Raw genomic sequence first — 26,329 nt, 5'->3', positions numbered from 1 at the left:
CGTGACGATCGTGCTGCGGCAGGATCGGGTCGCAGGGCCTGCGGGAGGGGCACCGTGCGTCCGCGTCGCTGACGAGGCCTATTCATATCTCGGTTTGACCGTGATAGTCCATCCGGCGGTGCGGTTGGTGATGTAGTCGTAGGGGGTCTGCATCTCCTCCTGCACGCTGCCCCATCCGGGACCGATGTGGAACTTCTTGCTTCGCGGGTAGTTGATGTAGTAGTAGTCCTCAGTGTCGCTGTACTCATCGCCGGTCTTAACCCAGACGTCGCCATCATCGGGCACGCCGTCGGGATCGTTGCCGTTGGTATGGAGCATGATGTCGTACTGGACGGCTTTGGGCATGGGATCCCAGGTCCACCCGGCGTTGATCCAGTACATCTGCTCCTGACCAGCGGGCTCGGTCCCCTGCCACTCGAAGTAGGCGACGGGGAGTTCGATGCTGGTGGGTGCGACGACGGCGATTTTGGCCTGGGCGGTACCCAGGAGGGTACGGTTGCCGTTTTCGACGCGGAAGGCGGTGAGTTCGAGGATCTGGCGGTTGGCGTCCACGGCCTCACCGTTTCCGCGAGGGCGGTAGACGCAGGCGGGCTGGTCGGTCTCGACGAATTCGTGGAAGGCGTCGGGGGTCCCGCCGTTGAGGTGTCCGAAGGAGGACTTAATCCTCCAGTAGTAGACGATATGGGTGTCCTCGGCCGGGGTGGGCCTGACGTCGGCGGTCATTTCGGCGATCTGGTCGTAGTTGATGGTGATTTCCTCGGGGAGGATGCGGACGACCTGTCCGATGGCGACGACGGCCCGGTTGTTCGATTCGACGAGGTCGGCGGTGACGGCGGCGCCGACGCAGGCGATGCCGTTGGCGGTTCCGGTCAGTTGGACGGTGGCTTTGCCGTCGGCGCCGGAGGTGGCAGTGGTGGGCTCGGCGAGGTCGCCGAAATCGGTGAAGAACTCGACCTGTTTGCCGGGGATCGGGTCGCCGGTGGGGGCCAGGACGTCGCCTTCGGCCCACTTGCGGAGGGTGGCGGTGACGGTCGCAGCGGTGGTTCCGTCGGCGGGGATCTCCTCGGTGTCGGCGGACATGGCGATGCCGTACTGATAGACCCCGACGACGGCAAGGTTCTCGCCGCAGACAATCGTGACGGTGGTCGAATCGGAGCCCAGGTCCGAATCGTACGCCCCGAAGACGTCGGCGTCGATCTCCACGGTGTCGCCAACGTCGTATCCGTAGAGGTAGACCGCTTCGCCCGGAGCGAACGTACCCGTGAGGTCTCCGGCCGCTCCGCCGTCGGCTTGGATGTCCACCCGCTCGGCATCCGGCGGCAGTTCGTCGGCCTGGACCTTGATCCAGCCGTAGCAGACGTCCTGGACGTTTTCGCCGCAATCGACCGACAGGACGGTTTCGCTGCGTCCGACGATTTCGCCGACGGCATTGTAGGCTGTGGTGGTCAGGGCTCCGGCGCCGGCCTCCAGCCTGGTCCAGGCGGTGATCGACTCGTCGCTTGGCGTCACCTGGACCGCGGCTGGGTCGGTCAGTTCGTCGCTGGCATAGTCGAAGGACACGTCGATGTGGTGGACGGCGCCGTCGCCTTCGGCAGGGTAGGCTCCCAACATCAGGTCGAGATCTCCGAGGCAGAAGGCCAGTTCCTCCTCGTTTCTGCCGCATTCGAAGGCGACCAGCATGTCGCGTGTTTTAAGCAGGGCGTCTTCGGCGTCCAGGGCCTTGAGGGTCATCGTCGCATCGACCGGAAACACGTCGCCCAGATCGATCGTGCCGTCGTCGGCCTCCAGCTCGGCGAGGGAGAACTCGAAGGTTTCGGGCGGACAGTCATCGCTGTAGGCGATCTCGACGACGAGCTTGTCGGTCTCCTCGGGCAGGGTGGAGATATCCACCTCGGCTTGGAGCCAGGCGGGCAGGTAGAAGGCCTTCTCGCCGGGCTCCTGCATGAGAATGGAGGGCTGCGGATCAGGATGGCTGACGCCGTAGCCCCATTCGGCGATGGCGGCGTGGGCCTGTGCGTCGGTCATGGCCCCATCGGGGTGCATCATGGCGAACAGCGAACCGAGGAGACCGTCGCAACCGTCGCGCCAGATCTCGCGGCCGTCCCATCCGGTGAAGCTGCCGCAGCCGGCCTGCTTGAATTCGTCGCGGTACTGCCAGGAAGAGCAGGAGACCAGGTGCACGTAGCTGTTGGGGAAGTTGCCGGCGAAGTTTTCTCCAAACGCGTCGCTGCGGAAAACCAGTTGCTCGCCCTGTTCGCCGGTTGCATCATCGGTGGCGGTGGTGACGAGGAGTTTCTTTTCGTCGCGCATCTTCTCATAGAGGGCCTGGGCTTGGGCGCCGTCGACGCCGGTGAAGTCCGCGTTCGCACAGCACTGGAAGAAGTACATCATCTGGCCGGTCTTTTTTGAGGTCCCGTGGTAGGTGTGCCCGATGAGGATGACGATTCCGGCGTCGTTAAGCTGGAAGAAATCCTGCGGAGTCACGCTGGTGTCGGTCCGGGTTTTGAGCGAGATATCGTTCTCGTCCCACCCGCGGTCGAGGAGCATCTGACGGGCGTTCTGGGCGATGATCTTGCAGTAGGGCGTGGTGACGCCGGCGGCGTCGATGATCTTGACGGTGCGCGAGCCGGGAGTCTGGAGATCCAGGCCGTCGCTGGACTTGGCGGCGAAGCGGCGATCGGCGGTCGGCGACCTGGCTCCGGGCGATCCGGCATCGGCGTGCTTGGCAACGGCGTCGGACTGGGTCCAGGGCCCGTTATCGGGTTCGTCGGCGCGTTCGAGCAAGGCGGCATGGTCGGTGGTATCGACGATGCCGGCGCAGCCGTCCTTAAATTCGATGTAGATGCTGTAGCCGTCCTCGAACAGCTGGGCGGAGTCGACGTTTTCGTCCTCATTCAGGAGTTTCTGGACGAGGGCGGTGCGGGCCGCCTCACGCGAGTTGGTCTTGAGCAGTTCGTCGAACGCGACGGCGGCGTTGCGAACCGTTTCGACATCCTTGGCTGGAAAGAGCTTCTCGACGGTGTCATTGGGGTCTTCGAGACCGGGCCCTCCGCAGCCGGGGATCCACGTGCCGATGAACCACGTCAACAGAAGACACACTCCAACCACAGCCAGAGGACTCCGGGATCGGCCAGACATGATCTGCTCCTTCCGACGGTTCGTTGTCTTCAGACGACGGAAAAGCGTTTTCGCCTCAGCGCGACCAGTCGGCCACTACTGGCTATTATTTCTAAGGGAGATTCCAGTGTTTTCTCACGATCGTCGATTTGCCACCTGATGGCGTTCGGCGATCATCGCCGGGTTTCTCGCCCGGCGAATTCCAGCCTCTTGACGTACTCCGCGGATGTCCCGATCATACCACGGGATGTTGAGGATCAATTGACATGCACACGATACAGAGTCGGGTCGTGGATGGGCTGCGCGGCCAAGCGGCGTCGCTCCCGTTTTCGTTCGTTTATGGCAACCGGTCATCCGCTGAGTGTTTGGCCGCGTGGCCTCATGGGGTCGATAGCAATCGCATCGACGACGGGCGTGTTCGCCATATGCGAACGTGGACCGACCCGCGGAGCGGCCTGCGGGTCATCTGCGAGGGCATCGAGTATGCCGATTGGGCGGCCGTGGAGTGGATCGTTCATTTCGAGAACGTTGGAAAAGATGACACCCTCGTTCTGGAAGGCCTGAAATCGATCGATTTGGCGACCGACGCTGGGAGTGAGGGTCCGGTCCTTCACCATGCCAAAGGCAGCGCGGGCGAGTTTGGCGACTATCAGCCGCTTGCCACGCCCATTCAGCCCGGTCAGACGGTCAATCTGCACTCCCATGGCTGGCACACATGCACATCGGGCGACGAGCCAAGCGGAAGCCCCTCCGTCGAATCTATGCCGTTTTTCAATCTCCAGACGGGAAGCGAGGGCCTGATCGCCGCTTTGGGGTGGACGGGGCCCTGGACGGCTGAGTTTGCCCGCGTTTCGGAGGGCGGGGTCCGTATCCGTGACGGGATGGACGGTCTGCATCTGAAGCTCCGGCCCGGCGAGAAGATTCGCTCGCCTCGCGTGCTCGTATTGTTCTGGAGCGGCGATCGCATCGACGCCCACAACCGGTGGCGGCGATTGCTGTTGGAATACTACTCGCCGCGTCCGGGCGGCAGGCCGTTTGAGGGATTGATCGCCCATTGCGTGTGGGGCAACTGGATGAACGCCGCGGGGCATATCGCGGACATGGAGTGGTATGTCCAGAACGATCTGCCGGTCGACTGCTACTGGATGGATGCGAAGTGGTGCGGCGAGGCCGACGGCGAGTGGGCTGCGCACCAGTCCGATCGCAAGCCTAACCCGGACCTGTTTCCCGACGGCATTCGGCCCGTTTCCGACGCCGCCCGGCAGCACGGCATGAAGTTCCTGCTGTGGTTCGTGCCCAACAGCGTGTATCCCGGCGTGGATATCGCCAGGGACCATCCCGAGTGGGTCGGCGAGCCGTTCTCTGACAAGATTTTCGGCGACCAGGTGTTCTACGGCCTCGATCACGGCGATCCGGAGGTCAACGCCTTCATGATCGACTATTACGCCCGGATCATCGCCGAGTACGGCATCGACGTCTTTCGCGTCGACGGTACGCACATCTGGCCACGGAGCAGCGATCCCGACCGTCTGGGGATGAAGCAGATTCGCTACAATGAAGGCTTTTACGCCTTTTGGGACGGGCTGCTGGAGCGCGATCCGGATCTGCTGATCGACAACTGCGGCTGCGGCGGCCGGAAGCTCGATCTGGAGACGATCAAGCGCAGCGCCATCCTCTGGCGTTCGGACAGCCAGGCCAGCCATGAGTTCGACCCGGCGTCGAGCCAGGGGATGACGTATGGCCTGTCGTTGTGGCTTCCGTTGCACGCGGCGGCGGTGCCGCTGTCCGCCCGTTTCGGCCCGTACGCCCTGCGCAGCGGCTATGCTCCGGCCATGGTGCTGACGTGGGCGGGCGGCAAACCGGCGGACGTGCGCGAGCGGATCGACGTCGATGTCTTTCGGCGCATTCTCAGAGAATATCTTGCCGTTCGCCGGTGTTTTACCGGCGATTATTATCCGCTTACGCCGTACAGTCTCGACGCGGATAGATGGCTGGCCTGGCAGTTTGACCGGCCCGATCTGGGCGAGGGCGTCGTGCAGGCGTTTCGCCGGGAGCAATGCCGCGAGGAGACGCTTCGCTGCCGGTTGCGCGGTTTGACGGCTGAGGCGGACTATGACGTGACCGATCCTGATACGGGAACGGTCACGCGCATGTCGGGCGGCGACCTGATGATCGAGGGCGTTCAGGTCGCGCTCAAGGAGTGCCCGGCGGCCGGCATCATCAGGTACAAGAAGGCCGACTGAGCGTGCGCCGACGGCTGCGCTATTTAACCATCCGCATTTTGGGGAACAGGCTTGGGTCTTTCCAGTTTCCGATGCCCGGGGCCCAGTTGATCCAGCCGCGACGGCTTTCGCCGTCGTCGTCGTTGACGAGCACGTTGAAGCCGATCCATCGGCCTTCGGGCGAACCGGGCAGTTTCAGGATGGACCACGGGATCGCGGCTTCATAGTAGGTGACCTTCGCCGTCTCGTCGCGGACCACGGCCAGTTGTTTGAAGTTCGCTTGGCCCGGCTGATCGCCCGGGCTCACCCAGATCCAGTCCAGCGGGCCTTCGGCGCCGAGGGCGAAGCCGAGTTCGTAGTCGTTGACGTTGTCGTATTGCGGCACGTTGGACGATGGCTTGGCGTCGCCGGCGGCGTCGATCGCCAGTTGGATCGAGTCCGACCGCCAGATGTCGCCCGCATGTACGGTATCTGTCTTTTGGACGTGGACGTTGTCGCGGATCGCGGCGGCGAAGTAGAGGTTGTCCTGGTCCCAAGCGGCATACCATCGGCCGGAGCAGTCATCCGGTCCGGCCCAGCCGGGCATGTCCCGCTGATCCTGGACCTCGCCGATGGCCACCGGCGTGGCATCGGCCCACTCGGCCAGGTCGCCGTCGGCTTTGAATCCGGCTGGCACGGCGCCGGCGGTCACGTAGCGGATAGTTCGCTCGTCGCGCAGGAACCGTTCGCCGTGGAAGAAGTGGGCTTTGGCCCGCAAGACGACCTCACCGCCGGTCCGCGGCCCGGAGAGTTCGATCGGATAGACGCCTTCCTCGCCGGCGGCGAGGGAGTGGCCGTCGGCGACCTTCTCCGTCTTGGTCTGCCACGGCTCTTCGACCTCGACGAACACGGCTGGGGTTTTTTGCGTTGCATTGCCGACGTTGGTCAGCCGCACGTCGATGCACGGTGTGGCCGCCTCGGTCCGTTCCATGTCCAGTCCGACCGCCAGTTCGAACACCTTTCCCCCCTCGATCGTCGCGTTGCGAAGCTTGTCGGCGAACGCCTCGCGATCGGCCCGGTCGGTCTTGACGTAGATCGGCCGACCCGAAACCGGCAGCTTGCCGTCGAGTGCCAGCACCGGCGTGCCCACCATGCCCGTCACGGTCTTGATCGCCGAGCCGTCATCGACGGTCAGCGTCACGCCGTCATCGAGGCTCCAGATCGCAAACGTGGTTTCGTTGTCGCGTTCGAACATCAGGGCCCAGATTCGCGAGCCCATATCGATCTGGCCGACGTAGTTGGCCTCGTTGAGTATCGCGATGACCGTCTTGACCGCGAACCACGCCTCCTTCGGCCGGACGTTTCCGTCGATCCACGGACTGAACAGGCCCATGTAGCCGTCCGCGCCGGGCAGGGCCTGGTCGTAGGGGTGCTCCTGATGGAGGTGGAAGAAGAAGAAGCGTTCGACCCACGGCATGGTCGCGGCCAGCAGGTGCCCGCGGGCCAGGTACCGCGCCTGTTCCTCTTCGGTGCAGGAATAGGCCCGGTGGTCCGGCCACTGGTGACGGCAGTATTCGAGGGTGTCGGCTTCGACGCCGTTCCAGCCCATTTCGGTGATCCAGATCGGCTTGTCGTCGCCGTACTTTTTCATCACGCGGTAGTTGGCCTCCATCCGCTCGAGGAGTCCGGCCTCCGGCGGCAGCGGGCGGGTGTAGGGGTGCGAGGTCAGGATGTCGAAGTAGTCCTTGCCGCCGAGTCGGTAGACGGCTTCGAGCTGCTGCGATTCGACGCCCGCGAAACCCGCGAGCAGGACCTTGTTTTCCGGGTCGGCCCGCTTGATCCCGCTGTGCATCGCCTTGAGGAAGACGATGAACCGGTCTTTCCAGATGGCCATGTCGGGTTCATTGTTGGCTATCCAGTATCTGATCTTGCCTTTGTAGTGCGTGGCGATCTGATAGCAGAACTCCTCGAACGCCTCGACCGATTCGTCGTTGGGATAGGTGCCGTTTTCGCCCGTCGCCCACGCCGGCGGCTGGTCGATCATCGGAACCTGGTCGAGTCCGTGTTCCACGCCCAGATCGGCGCTGTCGATGACCCAGTTGCCCTTGCCGAAATCGCGTTCTTTGGACCACGCGTATTCTCCGCGGCCGAACTCCAGAACCGGCCAGCGGAAGTTGATCGACACCGTCCGGATGTTCAGCTCATCCAGCAACCGCATCGTGCCCTCGGAGTTGACGTGCGTGGTGGTTCCGAAGAACTCGTTCGGGATGAAACGCGGGCCCTGGAGGTCGATATCCTCGCCGGCCACGGGCGCGGCGGCCGGCGTCGCGTTTTGTTTGGCCGGCGCGAACGTGAATTCTCCGGTGCTTCCGATCAGCCACCAGCCGGTCTGGCCCTCCGGCACGTCGGCATACCAGCCGAAGTACAGGGCGGTGGTCGGGGAGTCGAACCGCAGGGCCTGGTCAGGGACCGGCACGTTGCCGGATCCTCCGGCTGGACAGACGTAGGCGTCGGTCCAGTGCTCGCCATCAGTGCTGTACCGGGCGGCGAGTTTTGCTCCCGCGCTGACGTTCCGGCCGATGGTGCCGATCCGCCATGTCGCGCCGCTGATCGGTTCCGAGAGCCGCACCTTGAACGTCACGTGGCTGCTGCGGCCGGCGTTGCCGGAGGCGGCGTTGTACTTGCCGAACTGCACGACGGATGCCGAATGCACTTCGATCCGCCCGTCCTCCAGGCTTGCGGGGTGGTTGCCCAGGCCGGCTGAGAAGGTCCACTGCCCGTCTTTCGGGCGGACCGACGTGTAGTGCCGGTCGGGGCCGTAGACGCGGCTTTCCTCGCCCGCGTTCAGATCGTACGTGACATCCGACCATTGGGCCGACGCCGAAGCGGCGCAGGCGAAAACGACCGCCGCGAGCAGCAAGCGTTTCATGGCATCCTCCGGAAAATCGGGTTTATTTGGGACCTATTTGACCTGGGCGTAACGGATCAGGACCGAGCAGGGCCGTTGGTCCAGGCGGATTTCCAGCCCTTGCTCCATGAGCTGGCGGCCGGAACGGGTGATGCTTTTGGCCCCGTTCGAGTAACTGATTTTATACCGCGCCGCGGCCTTGAGGCTGCGGAATTGCACCGACAGAGCCGGATACGGGCAATCCTTGCGCCGGAACGCCAGGACGATCCCTGACTTGAGGTCCGGCCGGTCGAGCTGGTAGGCGAGCCAGACCTCATCGCCGACCACGCACGAGGTCAGCGGGTAGAGGTCGCCGTAGTGGTAGTCGCGGATGACGAAGACCTCTTCCATCAGCCGTTTCATCTCGGCGTACGGAAAGCCCGCATCGCCGAGGCCCGCCCAGTTGCACACGAAGCCGCTGGCCACCGCGCTGCGGAAGTCGTACTCGTCGCCGACGCGGTTGGCCCCGGTGCTGTGGAGCGGGACCCAGTGCGAGAGGCCCAGGTTCTGGGTCTGACTGCCCATCGGGTTGTACCACGGGCAGCACTGCAAGTCGCTCTGCCAGAGCGGAATGCTCCGCCCGGTGGTTTCCAGATCGATCCGCCGCCCGCCGCTGCAGCAGTTGTCGATGACCAGGTTCGGGTGCCGTTCCAGCAGCGCATCCCAGAACGCGTAGAGGCCCTCGATGTGGCGGATCTCGGCCATGCCGACGCGGTCGGGCGTCTCAATCTTGTTCCAATACGGCAGCGGGTCGATGTTCGAGTCGTGGCGGTAGATGTCGATGCCCTCGTCCTCGATCATCCTGGAGATGTGGTCGGTGACCCAGCGTCTCGCTTCGTCGATCCCCAGGTTAACCAGCATGACCGGTTCCTGTTCGCCCAGATCGACCACCCACTCGGGATGCTCGCGATGGATCTGGCTTCCGCGATAGGCCCGTTCCGGGTCGAACCATAGCAGGAACTTCTTGCCGTGCTTGTGCAGCAGATCGCTGATTGGGCGGAAGCCGTCGGGATACAGGTCGCGGTTGATGAACCAGTTGCCCGCTTGATTCCACCAGTCCTGCACCTGGCGGCACGCCCCGTACCAGCCGGCGTCGATCCAGTAGTATTCGAACGGGATGTTGTGGTCCAGCATGGCCCGGATACGCTTGAGGTGCTCGTTCACGTGGAGCATGCCCCAGTTCCCGTGGGCGATCGGCGAACGCAGTTGCCGGCCGCCCGGCTGCGGCGTGTGATGGGCCAGGATGAACTGCCGCAGGAGGTTGTGGCCGCGCATCGCCTCGCCCTGCCAGAACAACAGGAGCATTCGCGGCATGCGGATCTTCTCGCCCGGCTGAAGGACCGTATGCACCCGTTCCAGTCCGGCCTGGACATCGAGATTCGTTTTTTCATCCCGCCGCAGCGTCGCCGTCCATTGGCCGCTCCAGCCGACCCCGAGCATCACTCCGTTGGCCGGTGTTCGCACGTTCAGGAACGGCAGGGTCGCCGTCGACGAGCGGCCGTTGACGCCGCCCACCGTCACCTCCTGCTTCGGTTCGAGCTTCTGCTCGATCGGCTCGAAATCATCGACCTTGCAGTCGCTGCCGCGCGAGCGGAAGAGCGTCATCTCGGCTTCGGCGCCCGCCCGGGAGAACCGCGCATCCAGCGTTCGAACGTTTTCCAGGATCGGCGTGTCTTTAGGGCCGGTGTTCTTGAAGTACAGGACGTACTCGGTTGCGGGGAAGTTGGAGTACGCCGTTGCCTCGCACGTTACGAGCAGGCCGCTGCGCGGGTCGCGCCAGGTTGTCGTCTGGCGCGTGCGAGTCGCGTCCGGCGTTTCGATTTTGGTCTGCCGCTGCCACTGGCCGAGCAGCTTTTCGGAGGGCTCGCCGCCGTAGGTGAACGAGAACGGCGGTTGTTCCGAGAGGTCCGGCGTCAGGCCTGAGAACGGCAGTTCGTCGAGCCAGAGTTTCTTGCCGTTCTTGAGCTCCACGCGGGCCTCGGCCCAGTCGCCGTGGCCGAAATCGGCCTGTCCGACCACCCGGAGCACGAACTGGCGGGCGCCCTTGAGCGGGGCCGAGATCGCCACCGGTGGTTCGCCGCCGCAGAAGGCCTGCGACCGAAAGACCTCTTTGCCTTCGACCTCGACCACGAACGCGATGTCGGTGCGTTCGTGGGCGACCATGAAGTTCTGGTCGCGGCCGATTTTCGCGGTGAACGTCTTGCCCGCTGAGGGCAGGCGCACGATGATTTCGCTGACCGTGTGGGTTGCGAGGCCGCGGGCGAACTTTTTGCGGCCGATCTGGAGCGGGGTGTTCTCGATCGAGCGGTTCTTGTGGCAGATGTGCCAGTTCTGGTGCACCGCGGTGAGGCTGCCGGTCGATTCCGTTGCCTCGTTCAACGAAACCCCGAGCTTCGCCTGGGCCCACTGCCGCGTCATCGACATTTCCTGTGACGTTGGCTTGGTCATGAGGTATTCCTTTGTTCCTTTTGTGACGGAACCGGCGAAATGCCGGCATGGTCGTCTCTATACCGAATGTGTAACTCCACCTTCTCGATCGACATCTCTTGCTGGCCTGCCCGATCGGCACCCTTCAGGCGCACGCCGACGATGTTCCGACCGAGGGCGACCCAGTCGGGGTTCACGTCAAACGCCACAAACGGGTGCCGGATGTCGTCGCAACCGAAGCGGGAAGTGCCGAACGCCACCCGCCCGCGGGCCAGGGCCACGCCGTTGAACGTGACCTCAAGAACGTCCTCGATTCCTTTGGCCGGCGGGAACAGATCCTGCTTGGGATACGCATCCCAGGCGATGAACGGTTCCGGAGCGATGCGCGCCTCCGCCGGCAGTTGGGCGGCCGACGGGTCGGAAAGCACCAGCCGCAACGTCAACTCCTCGATATGGGCGGCATCCTGGGCCACGTCGTCGCCGACGGTCAGGAACACCGACGTATCGAGATCGCCGTCGTTTGCCAGCTTCGCCGGCAGTTGGGCGAAACGGTTGGTGCCCAGGTAGTTCCCCATCCGGGCGATGTCGATCCCGCCCTCGCCGAACCGCCGCTGCACCACGAAAGTCTTGTCTTTGAGCCGCAGCGTCTCGGGACTGCCCAGTTCTCGCCAGACCTGCCGGTAGCAGTGCTCGCCGCCGTTCGGGGCCCACGGTGCGAAGAAGTTGAACGTGCAGACCCCGTCCGGCTTCTGGTTCCACCAGTTGGCGAACTGCCCGCGGAACACCTCGATCGGCGGCTGGGTATAGCCGTTGGACGCGTGGCAGTCGTCGTTGAACGGGATGATCCGGACTCCCGTGCCCTCGGTCGCCTGGCGGAACCCGGCAATGTCGACGTCGATCGACCGGCCTCCGACGACCAGAATGTCCACCAGACCTTCCTTGGCCCAGGCTTCGACGTCGAACCCGTCAAGGCGGCAGCCTTCGACGCAATCGCCCACGCGGGCGATCAGCAGGACCGGCCGATTCCGCGTGCGCTCCTCCTCCAGGGTCATCCGTCTCACCGACCGCATGAACTCGGTCAGGGCCCGCCGCTTGTCCCAGCGCCAGCCTTGCGGCAGGGCCCATCCGCCGCCCGCCCGCCAATCGATCTCGAAGCCGTCGAAGTCGTACCGCTGAACCGCCTCGCGGATGATCCCCAGCTTGTACGCCCGGACCTGCGGGATATCGAAGTTGTAGACCTTCCACTGCGGCCACATGGAGGGCCGCAGCCACTGTGGGTGGGTCTCCATGGTGGGAGTCCGCACTGACCAGCCGGCCAGACCCACAAAGTCGTTCTCGGTGTTGATCCGGTACGAGAACCAGTTCTCCAGGCCGCGCTGCTTCGACTCGTCCAGCGAGATCCGCACCGGGTCGACGCCCGCGTCGATCCACTTGCGATATCCCTCATAGACGGGCAGGACCGTGCTGCCGGGGTACGGCGCCCAGCCGCCCTCGGACCAGCACCACGAGATCGTATCGAGCTGGCTCTGCGGGTCGCCTCGGAATCGCTCGAACCACTTTTCGAGCCATGCGTGAATGTCGGATCCGTCCAGCTCCGGATCGCCGCCCCAGCCGGTGTCGAAATTGAACACCATCCGCCGCCGGCGGTCTCTGGCTGCGATGTGCTCCGCGGAAAGCTCGATTGTTCGATTGTCGTGTATCAGGGTTATCTTCCCGCGCTAGAGGGAATCCAGCAGACGCTTGCCCGAGTCGATGGCTTCGGCCCGGTCCTTTCCGTCGGTTCCGAGGAACAGGCCCACGCGACCGCGAAAGCGTTGGATGTACTCGAGCGTCCGCGCCATCTGGGCGGGGCCGACGCCCATGTGCCGTCCGCCGACGGTCCACGTCCAGGCTCCGCGTCCGGCCAGGGCCTCGTCGATCTTTTCGATCCGGTTATAGGTCGGCACGGCGTCGAATCCCATAAAGCCTTCGGTCTTGGTCAGGGACATCAGGTGGTTGTCGTAGGTCATGCAGCAGTGGTAGAACGCCCCGCCGTACTCCCGGGCAAGACGGTTGTTGTAAGGCAGGAAGAACTCTTCCCACAGGGCGGGCGAGACGGTGACCATGCAGTCGTCGCCGAGTCCGATTCCCTTGGGATACCACGGCCAGGGAAACGAGACGTGCGCGCCGCTCCACCGGGCGATCCGCGTCTCCTGGATATTGTAGAACTCGATGATGCAGTCGGTCACGAGGTCCAGCAGGTAGTGCACGGCTTCCGGCGCGGTGCAGATGGCTTCGAGCATGTCCTCGTAGTGCCAGATCTGGGTGGCGATGGACCACGGCCCGGCGGTGTCGCACGGGGTCTGCGGCACCTTGCCTTGGGTTTGCGTCGTTATAGTAGTCGATCCGCTCGAGGATCAGCGGCAGGATGCCGTCGCGGTGCAGGTCGGGTTTGGTCAGGTTCATCACTTCCTGCGGCGTGTGGACGGCCGGTTCGAAGAACGGCTGATCGTCCTCGCGGACGATCCATTTGGCGCCGAACGCCGTGGCCAGAGGGCCGGTGCCGAAGTGCACCATGTTGAAGCTCGGCATGTTGGTTGACACGGTGCCGATTTCCGGCCCGGCCTCGAGGTGTTCGATCTCGGCCCGGATGTGGTTCAACTGGCAGCGGACGTCCAGTTCCGCGTCGCGGATGCGGCGGGCGGCGGTCCCGTTCAGTCCGTCCGGCGGCCGATCCCACGAGACCAGCAATCCGGGATCGTGCAGGTCCAGGTCTTCCCTCGCCCAGACCTTGCGCAGCTTCTGTCTGCCGCGGGCCACCAACTCCCACGGAATCTCCAGAATGTCGAACTTCGGCGCGCTCATGACGGTTCCTTTGCATAGCCAATGGTTCTCAGTGTTTGTTCGAAGCCCTCGGACAATGCGGCGGCTGGACCGGTAGACCATGCCGCTGCCTGGTCGATCAGGTTGAGCAGCAGCCGGTTGGCGACCGGATGGCTGCCCAGGTTTTCGAGAATGCGGAACGCGTTGAGATAGAACCGTCCCTCGCCGAACCGATGCGAAGAGAGGACGGTGCCCGAGAGGTAGCCGGTGGGGATCGGTTTGCCCGGGCCGAATCCCGCCGCCATCACCTCGTCCGGTTTGTCCTGGCCGTCGAACAGCAGGTGGCTGATCACCGGTCCCCAGTAGTCCCACTCGAGCATGCCGCCGGTCTGGAGGCCGTCGAAGACCGCGTGGTGCTTGCCGGCGGTTTCCTTGTGGTAGAGGTCGTCGCCGTGCGGGCAGCCGCACGTGCCCTTGTTCGCCAGCGGCAACCAGCCCGTGGGGTCGGTCCGCACCGTCGCCGGCGTGTCCTCCAGGATCAAGCGGCCTTGGCTGTCGTAGATTCTCAGCCGACTGACCGACGGCCCGTTGGCCCGCCCGGTCAGGAGTTTTATCTCGACCTGGCCTTTGTCGGCTGTGCATTTGAACGTTCGCAATACAGCAAGGCGCGGTCCGCCCGCCTCCTTGACGATGTCGAAGTCCTCCAGGACTCTCCGGCCGTTGATCGCGACGTGGAAGACTCGCTCGTCGGGTGTGCCGACGTATCCTTCGCAGAAACCCAGCTCGATCGTGTACTCGCCCTCGGGCACATCCGACCACCGCCAGACCAGGTTGCCGTAGAACTCCTTCGCGAAGACCGCGTGTTCCTCCGGCGAGACGTTGGCGACCTCGAACTGCCGGTTGGAGATTCCGTGATGGCCCTCGCGAGCGAACCGTCCGACTCTCGGTTTCTCCAGTATTCTCACAAACGCCGCGGGTGACAGGAACACCGCGCAGCCGCCGCGGGCCGTCGCCTCGGCCAACCGCCGCCAGCCTTTGACGTCGTCGTGCATCGCATCCGACTGCCCAACGAGTATCACTTCCCGCTGCTTCGAGGGTCGGCCGTCGAACGGTTGGCACGCTACGTTACGCTCCTCCAGCCATCGCACTATCCTCTCGTCAAGTCCCCAGACCCGAACCCGCCGCTTGACCTTCGAGCGATCCGGTTCGACCGAGACGGGGAACTCCAGCCGATCGCCTCGCGGCGCGCCGCCGTGTTCCAGTTCCGCCGCCAGCAGGTACTGGCCCGCCGGCACGTCCAGCGTTACCTGCTCCTTGATCGCCGGCACAGCGAGCGGCCCGTCCTTGCCCGCCGGCGGCTGCGGTATCGTCACGTCGGCGGACTTCTCCCAGACGATCCCGTCGTCTCCCAAAATGCGGAACCGCGCCGGATACGTTCCCGGTCCAAGCACGTCCTCGTTAGCCAGCACGGCTTCGACGGTAAATGGCTTGCCCGCCGTCACGTGCTGCGGCGTGACGAACAGGCACCATCGCAGGTCGGCCCAGCCGTCGGTCATCGCGTCGGCGCAGCCGGGCTTCCATTCCCGCCAGTACGTCCAGACGCCCTCGCCCGAAAAGCCGTGGTCCAGCATGCCGGTCAGGTTGTAGCCGCAGATTCCGGGGTTCGAGCGGATCATGTCAAAGCCCAGCCGGCGAAGCTTGAAGTGCTTTTCCTGGCTGGCCCGCAGCAGATGCTCGGGAAACGCGCAGGTACTGTCGAATTCCCATCGCCGCCAGTCGGCTTCGAACCGCTCAGCCATCGAACGGATCAACGTCGCGTCCTCCAGGTCGGTTCTCGCTCCGACCTGCTGGTAACGGCGGATTTCGTCGATCACGTTCATCACGCTGGCCAGGCCGTACTCCGAGAAGAAGATCGGCTTGTTGACCTGGCCAAGCCCGCGGATCAGGTCGATCGTTTCTCGCGGGTGCGGCAGCGGCGGATAGATGTGGATCTCACCCATGTGGCGGTAGTAGTTTTCCGGAGTCGTGTCGGTTGGCTTGCCCTCGCCCTCATCGCCCCAGAGGTATTGCCACCGGCGGCTGCCGGGGTTCGCGGCCGATCCGATATTGGGTTGGTGATCGAAGCGTCCGCTGTTGAGCAGCACGAGACGCGTTTCGTCCAACTCTCGGACCATCTCCAGCGCCTCGACGGCGTGGTTGAACACCCGGCCCGGCCACGTCTCGTTGAGCATGCCCCAGATCGTCACGCACGGATGGTTGCGGTCCCGCACGATCATCTCGCGCGTCGACGCATCGTACCGCTGGCGCATGTGCGGCGAATCCGCCAACAGCCAGCCCGCCTTCGACTCCTCGTAGACCATCAAACCGATCTCGTCGCAGAAGTCGAGCTGCTCCGGATGGGCCAAGCCCGCGATGAACCGCACCATGTTGTAGCCGGCCGCCTTGGCCATGATAAAGTCACGCCGCATCTGGTCCCGGTTCGGCGGCACGATCTGGCCGATCGGAAAGTGATTGCCGGTGTGCGTCGATTTCAGGAAGATCCGCCGGCCGTTGAGCCGAAAGAAACCATCCTCGACCCGGAAATCGCGGAACCCGCACCGGACCGTTCGGTCGTGGCGGTATGGCCCCGCCGTCAGGCTTGCCGTCACACGGTACAACTGCGGGTCGTCGATGTCCCACAGCCGCGGCTCGCGAATGGTCACGTGCAGTTCGTGGATACTCTCGCCCGGCGGGCACGCGACGTTGTCGCTCGTCGCATCCTCTATCTCGCCGCCCGCCGCCGGTCCGACGATCATCGCCAGCGCCGCTGAGACCTCCGATCCGCTCTGGTTGACCACCGTCACCGTCGCGTCGATCCGCCCGGTCCTGGCGTCGGGCCTGGCGAAGATGTCCGTGATCCGCACCGCCGGAGCGATCTCCAGATGCACCGTCTCGATAATCCCGCCGGTATTCATTCCCGCTCCAGGCTGTGGCGGCCCGCTCGGATTGTTGCGGTGGGGGATTTCGCTGAGCTTGACCCCGTCGATCGGCTCTTCCATCGGATTGAGCACCCGCACCGCCAGCAGGTTCTGGGCGTCCGGTTTGATGGCCGCCGTCGCGTCGAGCACGAACGGCGTTTCGCCGCCCTCGTGTCCGCCGATCTCCACGCCGTTGACGTACACCTGGGACAGGTAGTCGACGGCGCCGAAGGCCAGCAGATACCGCTCGTGCTCGGCGGCCTTCCGCACCGGGCGAAATCGCGTCCAGTACCACACCACGCCGTGGTATCCCGGAACCACCTGCTGGATGATTCCCGGCACCGGCGCATCCTGCGCCTCCGGCCGAACGGTCGCAGCCCATCGCTCCTCCCGCCCGACATTCCGCGGATCGACCGTCAGCTTCCAGCCGTTACTGAGCGTCTGTATCACGCCTGCACCGCCTTTCTGGCGACCAGCGGGTCTTATTCCGAGTTGTTCTCTCTACTGCGTGTATCCGAGCGCCTTGAGCGTCTCGTCGAAGTTTCGCGGCAGTTCTTCCAGCTTCCCTTCCGCCAGGCCGGCGGCGTAGTTCAGCAGGTTCACCGTCAGCCGGTCCGCTGCGGGACTGCTGTCCACGTTCTCCAGAATGTTGAACGTGTTGAGTATGAATCGTCCGTGTCCGAACCGGTGGACGGCCATCATGATGCCCGAGGCGTATCCGCCGGGTGTGGCGTAGCCGGTGGCGAACGCCGCCGCCAGCACTTCCTCCGGCTCGTCCTGATCCACCAGCAGCCGGTTCGAGATCACCGGGCCGTAGTAGTCCCAGTCCATGATGCCCGGCCCCTTGATCCCGTCGAAGACCGGGTGCCGCTTGGCCACGCACTCCTTGTGGTACAGCCAGTCGGCGAACCGCTGCACCTGGCCGCACTTCTGCAGCGGCAGCCAGTAGGTGGTGTTCCTGCCCTGTACCACCGCGGCGTCCTCGACCACCAGTTTGCCTTTGCCGTTGTAGACCCGCAGCCGGCACAGCGACGGCGCGCTTTTGACGTGTCCGAACTTGATCTCGATCTCGCCCTTGCGCGAAGGCACGTCGAACGATCGCGTCAACGCCCGCTTCCATCCGCCGGCCTCTTTGACGATGTCGAAATCTTCCAGAACGCGCTTGCCGTTGATCTCCACGTTGAATACCCGCATGTCCAACGTCGGCTGATACCCTTCGCAGAAGCCCAGCTCCACCTTGTAGGTGTCGTTCGGCAGCTCGGAGATCAGGTAGTGGATCCCGTCCCAGTATTCGTTGGAGAAGACTTCCCATTCCTCCTCCGCTGCGTTCTCGACCGGGAACGTTCGCACCGACGTCTTGAACGCGCACTTGCGCTCCAGCTTGCCGACCTTCTGGTTCTCCTCGCCGCGGGCGAAGCAGTCGGGATAGGCGAATACCGCCACCGAACCGCGGGCGATCAGGTCCAACAGCTTTCGCCAGCCCGCCTCATCCTTCTGAAGCGACGGCGAGCTGCCCACGAGGATCACCTGCTTTTCGGTACTCCGCGTTTTGCCCATCCGCCGGACTTTTACGCCCCGCGACTTGAGCCACTCCTCGACCCGCTCATCGACACCGAACAAGGTGACCGCTTTGTCCACCTTGGGCAGTGACGCCGGATCGCTGATGAAGAACGTCTTGCGCCCGGCTGTCGGCGCGCCGCCGTGCTCCATCTCCGCGGCCAGCAGGTACTCGCCCGCCGGACCGGAGAGTTCCACCTCCTCGCAGAACACCGGCATGGCCAGCGGCGGCTCCTGTCCCTTGGGCGGCTTGGCGATCGTCAACGTCAGGCGCTTCTCCCATACCTTGCCCTTGGGCCCCTGAACCGCCAGACGCACCGGATACTCGCCCGCGCCCAAAACGCCCTCATTGGCCAGGTGCACCTCGATCTTGAACCGCCGGCCCGCGTACCCGTGCATCGGATCGACGAACAGGCACCACCGCAGCGGGGCCCAGCCGTCGGACAGGACGTCGCAGATCCCCGGCTTCCATTCCCGCCAGAACCGCCACGCCCCTTCGCCGGTGATCCCGTGATCCAGGATACCCGTCAGGTTGAACCCGCAGATCTTCGGGTTGCAGCGGATCAGGTCGAATCCCAGGCTGCGCCACCGGGCGTGAAGCGCCTCGCTGTCGTGCAGCAGGTGCTCGGTGAACGCGTACGTGCCCTCGAGTCCCCACCGCTTCCAGTCGTTCTCCAGCTTCTCGGCCATCGTGCGGAACAGGGTGGCGTCCGAGAGGTCGGGCCTTGCGCCCCATTCTTCATACTTCCGCGTTCCGCGGATCACGTTCAGCATGCTGCCGATGCCGTACTCCGAGAGGAACACCGGCTTGGTGTCCTTGCCGAGGTTCTTGAGGAAGTTGATCGTCACCGGCGGGTGCGGCACAGCCGGGTAGGCGTGGGCGTCGCCCATCTTGTCGAAGTACCCACCGTGATTCAAGTCCCACGTGTTGATGACGGCTTTGGCGTTGGGGCCCTCGATGCCCCACTCGTACTGCCACGTGTCGCTGCCGGGGTTGCTCACCGACCCGATGGACGGCTGGCAATCCCACCGCCCGCTGGCCAGCAGGACCAGCCGCGTATTGTCGAGCGATCGGACCAGGCCCAGCGTATCGACCGCGTGGCGGAAGACCGGGCCGTCCGGCGTCTCGTTCAGCAGGCCCCAGATCGTGATCGACGGGTGATTCCGGTCCCGCAGCACCATCTCCCGCACCGACAGGTCGAACCGCCGCTTCATATCCGGCGAATCCGCCAGACACCAGCCGGCCAGGCACTCCTCATACACCATCAGCCCCAGTTCGTCGCAGAAGTCCATCTGCTCAGCCAGGCTCATTCCCGCGATGAACCGTATGCAGTTGTAGCCGCTGGCCTTGAGCATGATGCAGTCCCGCCGCATCAGGTCCGGGTCGACCGGTCTGATCTGGGCGATCGGGAAGTGGTTGCCCGTGTGCGTCGATTTCAGAAAGATCCGCCGCCCGTTCAGGTGGAAGTAGCCGTCCTTGATGCAAAGCTCGCGGAACCCGCAGCGCACCATCCGGCTGTGGACGAACCGTCCGTCGCCGGCCGTCAGTTCCACCTCGACCCGGTACAGCGCCGGGTTGTCCAGGTCCCACCGCTCGAACTCATCGAGCTTCAGGACCAGCTCGTGCGTGCTGTCGCCCGGATCGAACCGGCCCGAGACAGCCGCCTCGGTCAGCGTCGATCCGCCCGCGGCCTGCCCGACCACAGCGGCGAGTTGACCCTCAACCGGTTTGCCGGTGTCGTTGTGCACCGTCACCGTGACCGGGATCGACCCGTCGCTGCACTGCGGCCGGGCGAAGATATCCGTGATCCGCACCGCCGGCGCCGCCGTCAGCGTCACGCGGTCGATGATCCCGCCGACGTTATACGACCGGCCCGGCATGTACTCGCGGGCTTCCTTGTTGCGGTGGGGGATCTCCGCCAGCTTGACCCCGTCGATCGGGTCGTCCGTCGGGTTCAGCACCCGCACCGCCAGCAGGTTCTCCTGTCCCGGCTCAATCGCCCCGGTCACGTCCAGCACGAACGGCGTCTCGCTGCCCTCATGGCCGCCGACCGGCTGGCCGTTGACCCACACGTCGGCGATATAGTCAACGGCATTGAATGAAAGCAAGTATCGCTCGTCGCTACCGGCATTCTGCTGTGGTGTGAACGTCCGCCAGTACCAAGCCACGCCGTAGCAGTCCGGAAACACCTGTTGGATGATCCCCGGAACCGGGGCGTCCTGGGCTTCCGGTCGAACCGCTGCGAACCACTGTTCCTGACGACCGATGTTCTTCGAATCGAGTGCCAGCTTCCAAGTGCCGTTGAGGGATTGCATGCGAGAGGTCTCCATGATTGTTAACTGTTAACAATTCTGCACGGTTTTATCATGCCCCGCATGTTTGTCAACAGCTTTCTTGGCGGTTTATCGCACGACAAAACGAAGGTACTGCGCGGGTCGCTTTTCCTCGCCGATTCCGGGGGTCAGGCCGATCCAGCAGGCCCGCCCCTGGCCGTCGTTGTCATTGGCGATCAGGTTGATCGCCATCACCGTGCCCCGCGGGTCGCCCGCGTTTTTGCCCAGCACGATGTCCCAGCCGATGACGGCTTGGTAGCGGGTTGTCTTGGCCGTCTCGTCCCGCTCGATCTTCAGATGCTTGCAGGCCAGCGGGCCGGGAACGGGGGCGGATATCCGGGCTGCGGGTTCGCCGTCCGTCGCTCCGGCAAAGCCCAGTTCGGTATCGTTCTCATCGTAGTTGGCCGTCGAGTCGTTGTGCGGATCGATCCCCAGTTGCAGGCTGTCCGACTGCCAGTAGCCCTCATCGGTAAATGGGACGCAGTGCAGGTCGTCGGTTATCTCGACAGCGATGTAGAGGGCCTGATCATCTCCACCGAACCAGGTTTTGAGGCCCAGGTCGGCTGGTCCGCTCCACGGGATGGTCGGGTCCGACGGCAATACCGCCGTCCGCTCGGTCCGGGTCAACGGCGGCGTCGCTCGAAGGCGTGCGATTTTCTCTTCGTATGATCCGTCGCTGCGGAGATCGACGATCGGAGCCAGATCGACCCGTACGTCGGCTTGGTCCCGGCCGCCTTCCCATTCCAGAACCAATGGAACAGGCTTGGCTGCGGGATCGTCCGGTAGGGGGGTGACGGCCAGTCGCAGCGCCTCTTGTCCGGGGTTGACCAGATATTCCTTTGCGGCCTGGCTGAAACTCACCTTGGCCTTGATCGGCTTATTCGTGTAGTTCGTGACCGTCGCCTCGATCAGGCGGTCCGAGACCAGCCGCGGACGGCTGATCCGCAGATCGCGCGAGGCTTTGGTCTGCGCACCCTCCAGGGCGGCCACGGTGCGATCGGCATCGGCTTGCGGAGTCGCAATGTAGACCGGCAGCCCGGACAGGGCGAACCCCTTGCCGTTCGCGACGTCGAGGCTGCGTCCGTAGGAATCGATCACCTTGGCCGACTCGGGCAGCTTCGCGAGGATTTCCATCTCCTCATCGGTCGCCCAGAGGGCGAACACCGACAGATCGGCGTCCGTCCGGTCGAACCGCCACGCCCGGATCGTCGGATTCATCGCCAGCGGACCTGCCGGCCTGGTGTGGTCGATCATCGCGGCGCACGTCGCGTACGCGCAGGCTGCGGGCAGCGGGTAGAGCGGATCGGGCCATCCGCGCAGCAGGCCATACCAGTAGCCGCCCTCGTCGTGCGCGTCCATCGTGAACCAATAGACCTGCCGCAGTTCCTCGACCGACCGGGCGATGATGTGCGCCTGGCTCATCATTTCGGCAAACGCGATCGAATCCGGCCCCAGCGGCGGTTCCGAGAGGTGCAGCGCCCAGCCGAGTTCGCCGATGGACATCGTCCGCGGCTTGCCGTACTTCTCGAGCAGATCGAGGGTGGTCCGGCATTTTCCCGCCATCTCGCCTTCCTCAGCGTCCTGGGCCATCCGCCCATTGCCGATGTAGTGGCTCCAGGGGTACGGATGGCTGCCCACGTGGTCGAACGCCCCAGCCGCCTTGTCCAGCACCGCCTCGGTAAACCGGAAGCCCGTTCCCTGGTCGTAGCTGCTGACCCCCACGCCCCAGACGCAGAGGTTCGGATCGACCGCCTTGACCGCGGCATAGCCCGCCTCCAGCGTCTTGACGTACATATCGACCGCCGTCTCAAGGTCGAGATTCGCTCCTTGCCAGTAGCCCAGGTCGGGCTCGTTGATGAACTCGACCGCCTGCAGCCGGCCCTTGTACCGCTTGACGGTTTCGCCCACCCACTTGCCGAAACTCGCCAGATGCTCCGGGGCGATGAACGGCTGAAGCTCCGGACGCGGCGCGTCGTGCCAGATCGCCCACGACGGCGTAAAGTGATTGAACTTGATTACCATTCCCAGCCCGAGTTTTTCGCACTGCTCCAGATACTCATCCGCCCAGACGTACCGGCCCGGCACCGGCTCGGTCCACAGCCAGTTCGACGACCACATCACCGCCTTCGCGCCGAGTCGGCACGCCGTCTCCAGCAGCCCCTTGTCCTGATGGACGGCGAAGAAGCTCTCCGGATCGGCCTGGTGATACCGCTGCGGCTCGACCACCACCGCCAGACCGCTCTGAATCTCCAGTGTAGCTCCGCCGCCCTCGGCGGAGTCTTTGCCCTCCGCGATCGCGGCAATCAACTGATACCCGAGGCTCTTGGTTTCCAGATCGAAAGATCGCTCCGCAATCCCGAACGCCTCGGCTTCCAGCGTGTGCCGCTTGGCGTAGAGACGCTTTCCATCCTGATCGTCGGCGGTCACCAGAAAGGCCAAATTCCGAGCCACGGACAGCCGGTTGTCCAAGACGAGCTTATAGACGGCCTTCTCGTTGAGAAACGCCACGCCGCCGGGCGGATCGGGCTGAATGAATACCCGCGGCACCGGCGGTTTGGCCGGATCGTCCAGCACGGCCCGAAGCTCATCGACGACAAACTCGCCGACCTTTTCCGGCGCCTCCATTTCGATGCATACCACTCGCACCGGACGATGGATTCGTCCGTCGTTCGCCCCGCCGTGATGGGCTGAGAACCGTTCCTCGGTCAGCGGGATTTCCATCTCCTGCCAGTCCGGCCCCTTGACCTCGATCGCCCCGCGGAAGTACTGGTCCGTCGCATCGCGAATGGCGAAGAACATCTGGCCCGCGTCCGTCGGCCGGCGAAGGGCAAACCGTATCGCCCACACGTCCGCAGGCGGACACGCAGCCTCCATCCGCACGTAGCGCCCGCCTTTGGACAAATCGTAGTGCACCCGGTGGCACGGCCCGCGCTGCGGGTCGTCGGCCGTCTCGACCCGTCCAGAAGCCCCGGGAAACTCCCAGCCGAGATTCAATCCCGGCAACTCCGTCGGCCGGACCAGCAGATACTCCAGGTCGGGCGTGGCCTGATCGCCATTTGCATGACCCGCAAGAGCGACCATCGCCGCCAGCAGACCGAACAGACGCGACGCATGGCGAACTCTCGACGACGCACTGGGCCGCACGGCGCACGGACTTCGCTCGGGACCGTTCATAAAGAAACTCCATCGTTGGAACAGGTTGGCAAAACCGTCAGGTGAAATACGAATCCTGCGTCAATCCCACTCGGGCAGCCAGCAGTAGGGGGCCGGCCAGTAATTCCAGGCGATCCACGATTCCGACCAGTCTTTGGCCAGATCGAACGAGATGTGCTCGGCGTGCATGTCCAGAAACACCACGTTCGAACTGTCCAGATGCCTCGCCGCCATTCGCGGGCGGCACGCGTCCAAATCGTCACCGCCGCCCCAGAACCCCGGGTGGACCGAAGGCTCGTAAATGTCCAGCAGCGGCCCGACCGACCACATGCCTCGATTGCAGCAGTACACCACTTCCTTCGAGTGGTCGGTTACTTCTGATGGATGATGATCCTTGTTCTCCGCGTAGTTCGTGTTCCGCTCGATCCAGTATGAGTTCATCCCGTATCCGCCGATCTCGTGGCCTCATCGCGGGTCCTTCTCGCCCACCGCTCCCGGGTCCTGTGGAATACCGCTGGGAAGGCATTCGCCCAGAAGACCGGGCCAGTAGTTCTCAACCCCGCTACTATTGAACTTGATCGGCATGGGCAGGTAACCGCCGTATTCATTCATATACAGCACGGTCGCGGTTGCCATCTGCTTCTGAACGTTCAGGCACGCGATCATCTCCGCTTGGTCCCGCGCGTGACTCAGCGCCGGCAGCAGGATCGCCACCAGCACGGCGATGATCGCCACCACCACCAGGAGCTCAATCAGTGTAAAGGCCTTGGTTCTAATCATGTGACTTCTCCACACATCGGCCTCGGTCTACTCGAACCTCCACTGCATCGTCTGGTTGAACGCCAGGCCCGGCCCGGTCTCCACGTGACCGTCCACGCACAGCCCGTTGTTGTACCGCCCGCCGGAGTGCGGGTACGGAGGCGAGCCCTTGCAGTCGTTCACAAAGATCGCCCGACTCGGCTCGCCCACTTCACCGGAGCGGTGATAGCAGTAGTTGCGACACCAGAACGGATTGTCACGGGGATCCTGGCTCGCCGGCCAACCGACGAATTCCGAGATATAGATGTAGCTCGATCCGTAGACCTTGAAATAATCCACATTCAGATGATCGTTCGGACAGCCCCAGATTCGATTTCGTTTCCACGGCTTGTTCAACGCCGCCGCCTCGCCCGGCCACCACGGGCGGTTCCCGCAGATGAAGTCCTCGTTTCGCGGAAACCACGCCTCGAGGCACACCTGCAGGTTCGGCATGTGGTACGGGTCGTCCGGCCGGCCCTGAAACGGCGACTGGCACGTGAATGGAAAATGGTCGTTGTGCTCATCGAGGTACTGCAGCATCCCCACGCCGATCTGCCGCAGATTCGAGGTGCAGGTCATGTCCTTGGCCCGTTCCCGCGCCTCGCTCAGCGCCGGCAGCAGGATCGCCACCAGCACGGCGATGATCGCCACCACCACCAGAAGTTCGATCAAGGTGAAGGATTTCGGATTTCGAATTGCGGATTTCGGATCTGCGGAAAGCACAGTTTGGCGTCTCATGTTCGTGTTCTTTCCAAATCAGCAATCATCAATCAACAATTCCTCACGTCGTTTCCCCGATCACCAGGTCGCCCGCCACATAGTGCACCTCCGGCGGTCCGTTGTATCCCTCGATCCGCCGAAGCAGCAACCGCCCAGCCGTCTCCGACTGCTGCTCCATGTACACTTCGATCGTCGTCACTTTCATTAGCGCCAGGCCACTGACGCCGCCGCGGGCCGCCGAAGCCACCCGCAGTTCGCTCGGCACCTTGATCCCCGCCTCCAGAATGGCCAGCAATGCGCCCCATGCCGAGTAGTCGTGACAGCAGATCAGCGTGTCGAATGATCGGCCGCCGCCCAGAATGCGGCGCATCTCCTCCTGGGCGTCGATGCACGGGTTCGGCGGATTCATCCAGCCGTGGGGGGCGCGAAACGTGAACACCCTCTCATTCGGCAGGTCGATCCCCTCCGCCGCCAGCGCGTTCTGAATGCCCGAAAGTAACTCCTGCCGGGTCGGATCGCTGCCGTGCATGACCATGAACACCGCGAATCCCTTCGCCCCGCGCTCCAGCAGGTGCGGCACCAGCTTCGGACCGCTGTTACCGCCGTGGTAGTCGATCCGGTCGCACGGCAGATCCTGATGGTCGCGGCCGATCGCCACCACGGGAATCCCCGCGTCGAACAGCGGACCGTAATCCAGTTCCATCAGGGTTCGCGGCACCGCCGTCACCACCGCGCCGGCTGGTCGCACCTTCGCCATTCGATAGATCAGTTCCTGGTACTGCTTGAGGTCCGAGTGGGTCGAATACGTTGCCAACGAGAACCGTTCGCTGCCGCCGAACACTTTGCTTAAGCCCTTGACGTAGGTATTGGTGTCGCCCGCCAGGGCCGGCGTCAGCAGGGCGATCTGGGCCAGTTCCGGGTGCGGCCGGTGTCGGTCCGATACGAAATACCCCCGCCCCTGCATCCGATGGATCAGCCCTCGCCTCTCCAGTTCGCCCAACCCCTTGACCACCGTGGCCATGCTCAGCCCGTCGCTCGACATCAGACTCCGAATCGACGGCAACGCCTGGCCCGGCCGATACCCTCCACGGCGAATCTCAGCCTCCACCCTCGCCGCCAACCGCTCATACTTGGTTCCACCACTCGTCGCGATCGCCATGACATCCGCCTGAAAACCGATACAATGTATCTAATGGCATGATACAGTGAGCCGTCATTCTTGGCAAGGGTGAAGAAGGGGACATTCTACTTTTTGGCGGTGGTACTCCCCATCCTTGGCCGCGGCAAGGTCGCCGAAAAGTAGAATGTCCCCTTTT

At 64.0% G+C, this 26,329-nt stretch carries 13 protein-coding genes; 1 reads left to right on the top strand and 12 read right to left on the bottom strand.

The features are described from left to right. Positions 1 to 78: 78 nt before the first annotated feature. Entirely contained in the window at positions 79 to 3,138 is a 3,060-nt protein-coding gene (locus GXY33_07460; protein NLX04965.1) for a hypothetical protein, read from the bottom strand. Positions 3,139 to 3,383: 245 nt separating this feature from the next. On the opposite strand from GXY33_07460, the gene GXY33_07455 reads away from it, so the two are divergent. Then, the gene (locus tag GXY33_07455; GenBank protein NLX04964.1) at positions 3,384 to 5,360 is read left to right on the top strand and encodes an alpha-galactosidase; all 1,977 of its coding nucleotides are present in this window, start codon (positions 3,384 to 3,386) and stop codon (positions 5,358 to 5,360) included. A gap of 19 nt (positions 5,361 to 5,379) precedes the next feature. Here GXY33_07455 and GXY33_07450 read toward each other — a convergent pair whose 3' ends face one another. The 11 genes from GXY33_07450 to GXY33_07400 all read right to left on the bottom strand — a co-directional run bounded on the left by GXY33_07450 (position 5,380) and on the right by GXY33_07400 (position 26,172). Then, positions 5,380 to 8,247, bottom strand: a complete 2,868-nt coding sequence (locus GXY33_07450; GenBank protein NLX04963.1) for a hypothetical protein — start codon at positions 8,245 to 8,247, stop codon at positions 5,380 to 5,382. Between the two features lie 33 nt (positions 8,248 to 8,280). Next, a complete protein-coding gene (locus GXY33_07445; GenBank protein NLX04962.1) occupies positions 8,281 to 10,713 on the bottom strand; it encodes a hypothetical protein in 2,433 nt (810 codons plus the stop codon). Then, on the bottom strand, positions 10,710 to 12,326 hold the full coding sequence (locus tag GXY33_07440; GenBank protein NLX04961.1) for a family 10 glycosylhydrolase: 1,617 nt from the start codon (positions 12,324 to 12,326) through the stop codon (positions 10,710 to 10,712). The genes GXY33_07445 and GXY33_07440 overlap by 4 nt, the downstream gene beginning before the upstream one ends. A gap of 84 nt (positions 12,327 to 12,410) precedes the next feature. Further along, positions 12,411 to 13,043: a hypothetical protein gene (locus GXY33_07435; protein ID NLX04960.1), complete on the bottom strand. Its 633-nt coding sequence runs from the start codon at positions 13,041 to 13,043 to the stop codon at positions 12,411 to 12,413. Positions 13,044 to 13,532: 489 nt separating this feature from the next. Next, positions 13,533 to 16,901, bottom strand: coding sequence for a hypothetical protein (locus GXY33_07430; GenBank protein ID NLX04959.1), 3,369 nt, complete (start codon positions 16,899 to 16,901; stop codon positions 13,533 to 13,535). A gap of 51 nt (positions 16,902 to 16,952) precedes the next feature. Further along, positions 16,953 to 20,324, bottom strand: coding sequence for a hypothetical protein (locus tag GXY33_07425; protein NLX04958.1), 3,372 nt, complete (start codon positions 20,322 to 20,324; stop codon positions 16,953 to 16,955). An 87-nt stretch (positions 20,325 to 20,411) separates the two neighbouring features. Beyond that, a complete protein-coding gene (locus GXY33_07420; protein ID NLX04957.1) occupies positions 20,412 to 23,516 on the bottom strand; it encodes a hypothetical protein in 3,105 nt (1,034 codons plus the stop codon). Positions 23,517 to 23,576: 60 nt separating this feature from the next. Continuing rightward, positions 23,577 to 23,936 (bottom strand): hypothetical protein, encoded by a 360-nt coding sequence (locus GXY33_07415; protein ID NLX04956.1) that lies wholly within the window; start codon positions 23,934 to 23,936, stop codon positions 23,577 to 23,579. 24 nt (positions 23,937 to 23,960) lie between these two features. Further along, positions 23,961 to 24,275 (bottom strand): prepilin-type N-terminal cleavage/methylation domain-containing protein, encoded by a 315-nt coding sequence (locus GXY33_07410; protein ID NLX04955.1) that lies wholly within the window; start codon positions 24,273 to 24,275, stop codon positions 23,961 to 23,963. Between the two features lie 27 nt (positions 24,276 to 24,302). Then, positions 24,303 to 25,031 (bottom strand): DUF1559 domain-containing protein, encoded by a 729-nt coding sequence (locus tag GXY33_07405; GenBank protein NLX04954.1) that lies wholly within the window; start codon positions 25,029 to 25,031, stop codon positions 24,303 to 24,305. Between the two features lie 43 nt (positions 25,032 to 25,074). Beyond that, entirely contained in the window at positions 25,075 to 26,172 is a 1,098-nt protein-coding gene (locus GXY33_07400) for a substrate-binding domain-containing protein (GenBank protein ID NLX04953.1), read from the bottom strand. Positions 26,173 to 26,329: the final 157 nt, after the last annotated feature.

Source organism: Phycisphaerae bacterium (genome assembly GCA_012729815.1).
Taxonomy (GTDB): domain Bacteria; phylum Planctomycetota; class Phycisphaerae; order JAAYCJ01; family JAAYCJ01; genus JAAYCJ01.
This window is presented reverse-complemented; position numbering and strand designations above follow the sequence as displayed.

What these genes read in the sequence shown, in the direction of transcription:
- GXY33_07460 (NLX04965.1), bottom strand. Translation starts at nt 3,138, where the DNA reads ATGTCTGGCCGATCCCGGAGTCCTCTGGCTGTGGTTGGAGTGTGTCTT.
- GXY33_07455 (NLX04964.1), top strand. Translation starts at nt 3,384, where the DNA reads ATGCACACGATACAGAGTCGGGTCGTGGATGGGCTGCGCGGCCAAGCG.
- GXY33_07450 (NLX04963.1), bottom strand. Translation starts at nt 8,247, where the DNA reads ATGAAACGCTTGCTGCTCGCGGCGGTCGTTTTCGCCTGCGCCGCTTCG.
- GXY33_07445 (NLX04962.1), bottom strand. Translation starts at nt 10,713, where the DNA reads ATGACCAAGCCAACGTCACAGGAAATGTCGATGACGCGGCAGTGGGCC.
- GXY33_07440 (NLX04961.1), bottom strand. Translation starts at nt 12,326, where the DNA reads ATGGTGTTCAATTTCGACACCGGCTGGGGCGGCGATCCGGAGCTGGAC.
- GXY33_07425 (NLX04958.1), bottom strand. Translation starts at nt 20,324, where the DNA reads ATGCAATCCCTCAACGGCACTTGGAAGCTGGCACTCGATTCGAAGAAC.
- GXY33_07420 (NLX04957.1), bottom strand. Translation starts at nt 23,516, where the DNA reads ATGAACGGTCCCGAGCGAAGTCCGTGCGCCGTGCGGCCCAGTGCGTCG.
- GXY33_07415 (NLX04956.1), bottom strand. Translation starts at nt 23,936, where the DNA reads ATGAACTCATACTGGATCGAGCGGAACACGAACTACGCGGAGAACAAG.
- GXY33_07410 (NLX04955.1), bottom strand. Translation starts at nt 24,275, where the DNA reads ATGATTAGAACCAAGGCCTTTACACTGATTGAGCTCCTGGTGGTGGTG.
- GXY33_07405 (NLX04954.1), bottom strand. Translation starts at nt 25,031, where the DNA reads ATGAGACGCCAAACTGTGCTTTCCGCAGATCCGAAATCCGCAATTCGA.
- GXY33_07400 (NLX04953.1), bottom strand. Translation starts at nt 26,172, where the DNA reads ATGGCGATCGCGACGAGTGGTGGAACCAAGTATGAGCGGTTGGCGGCG.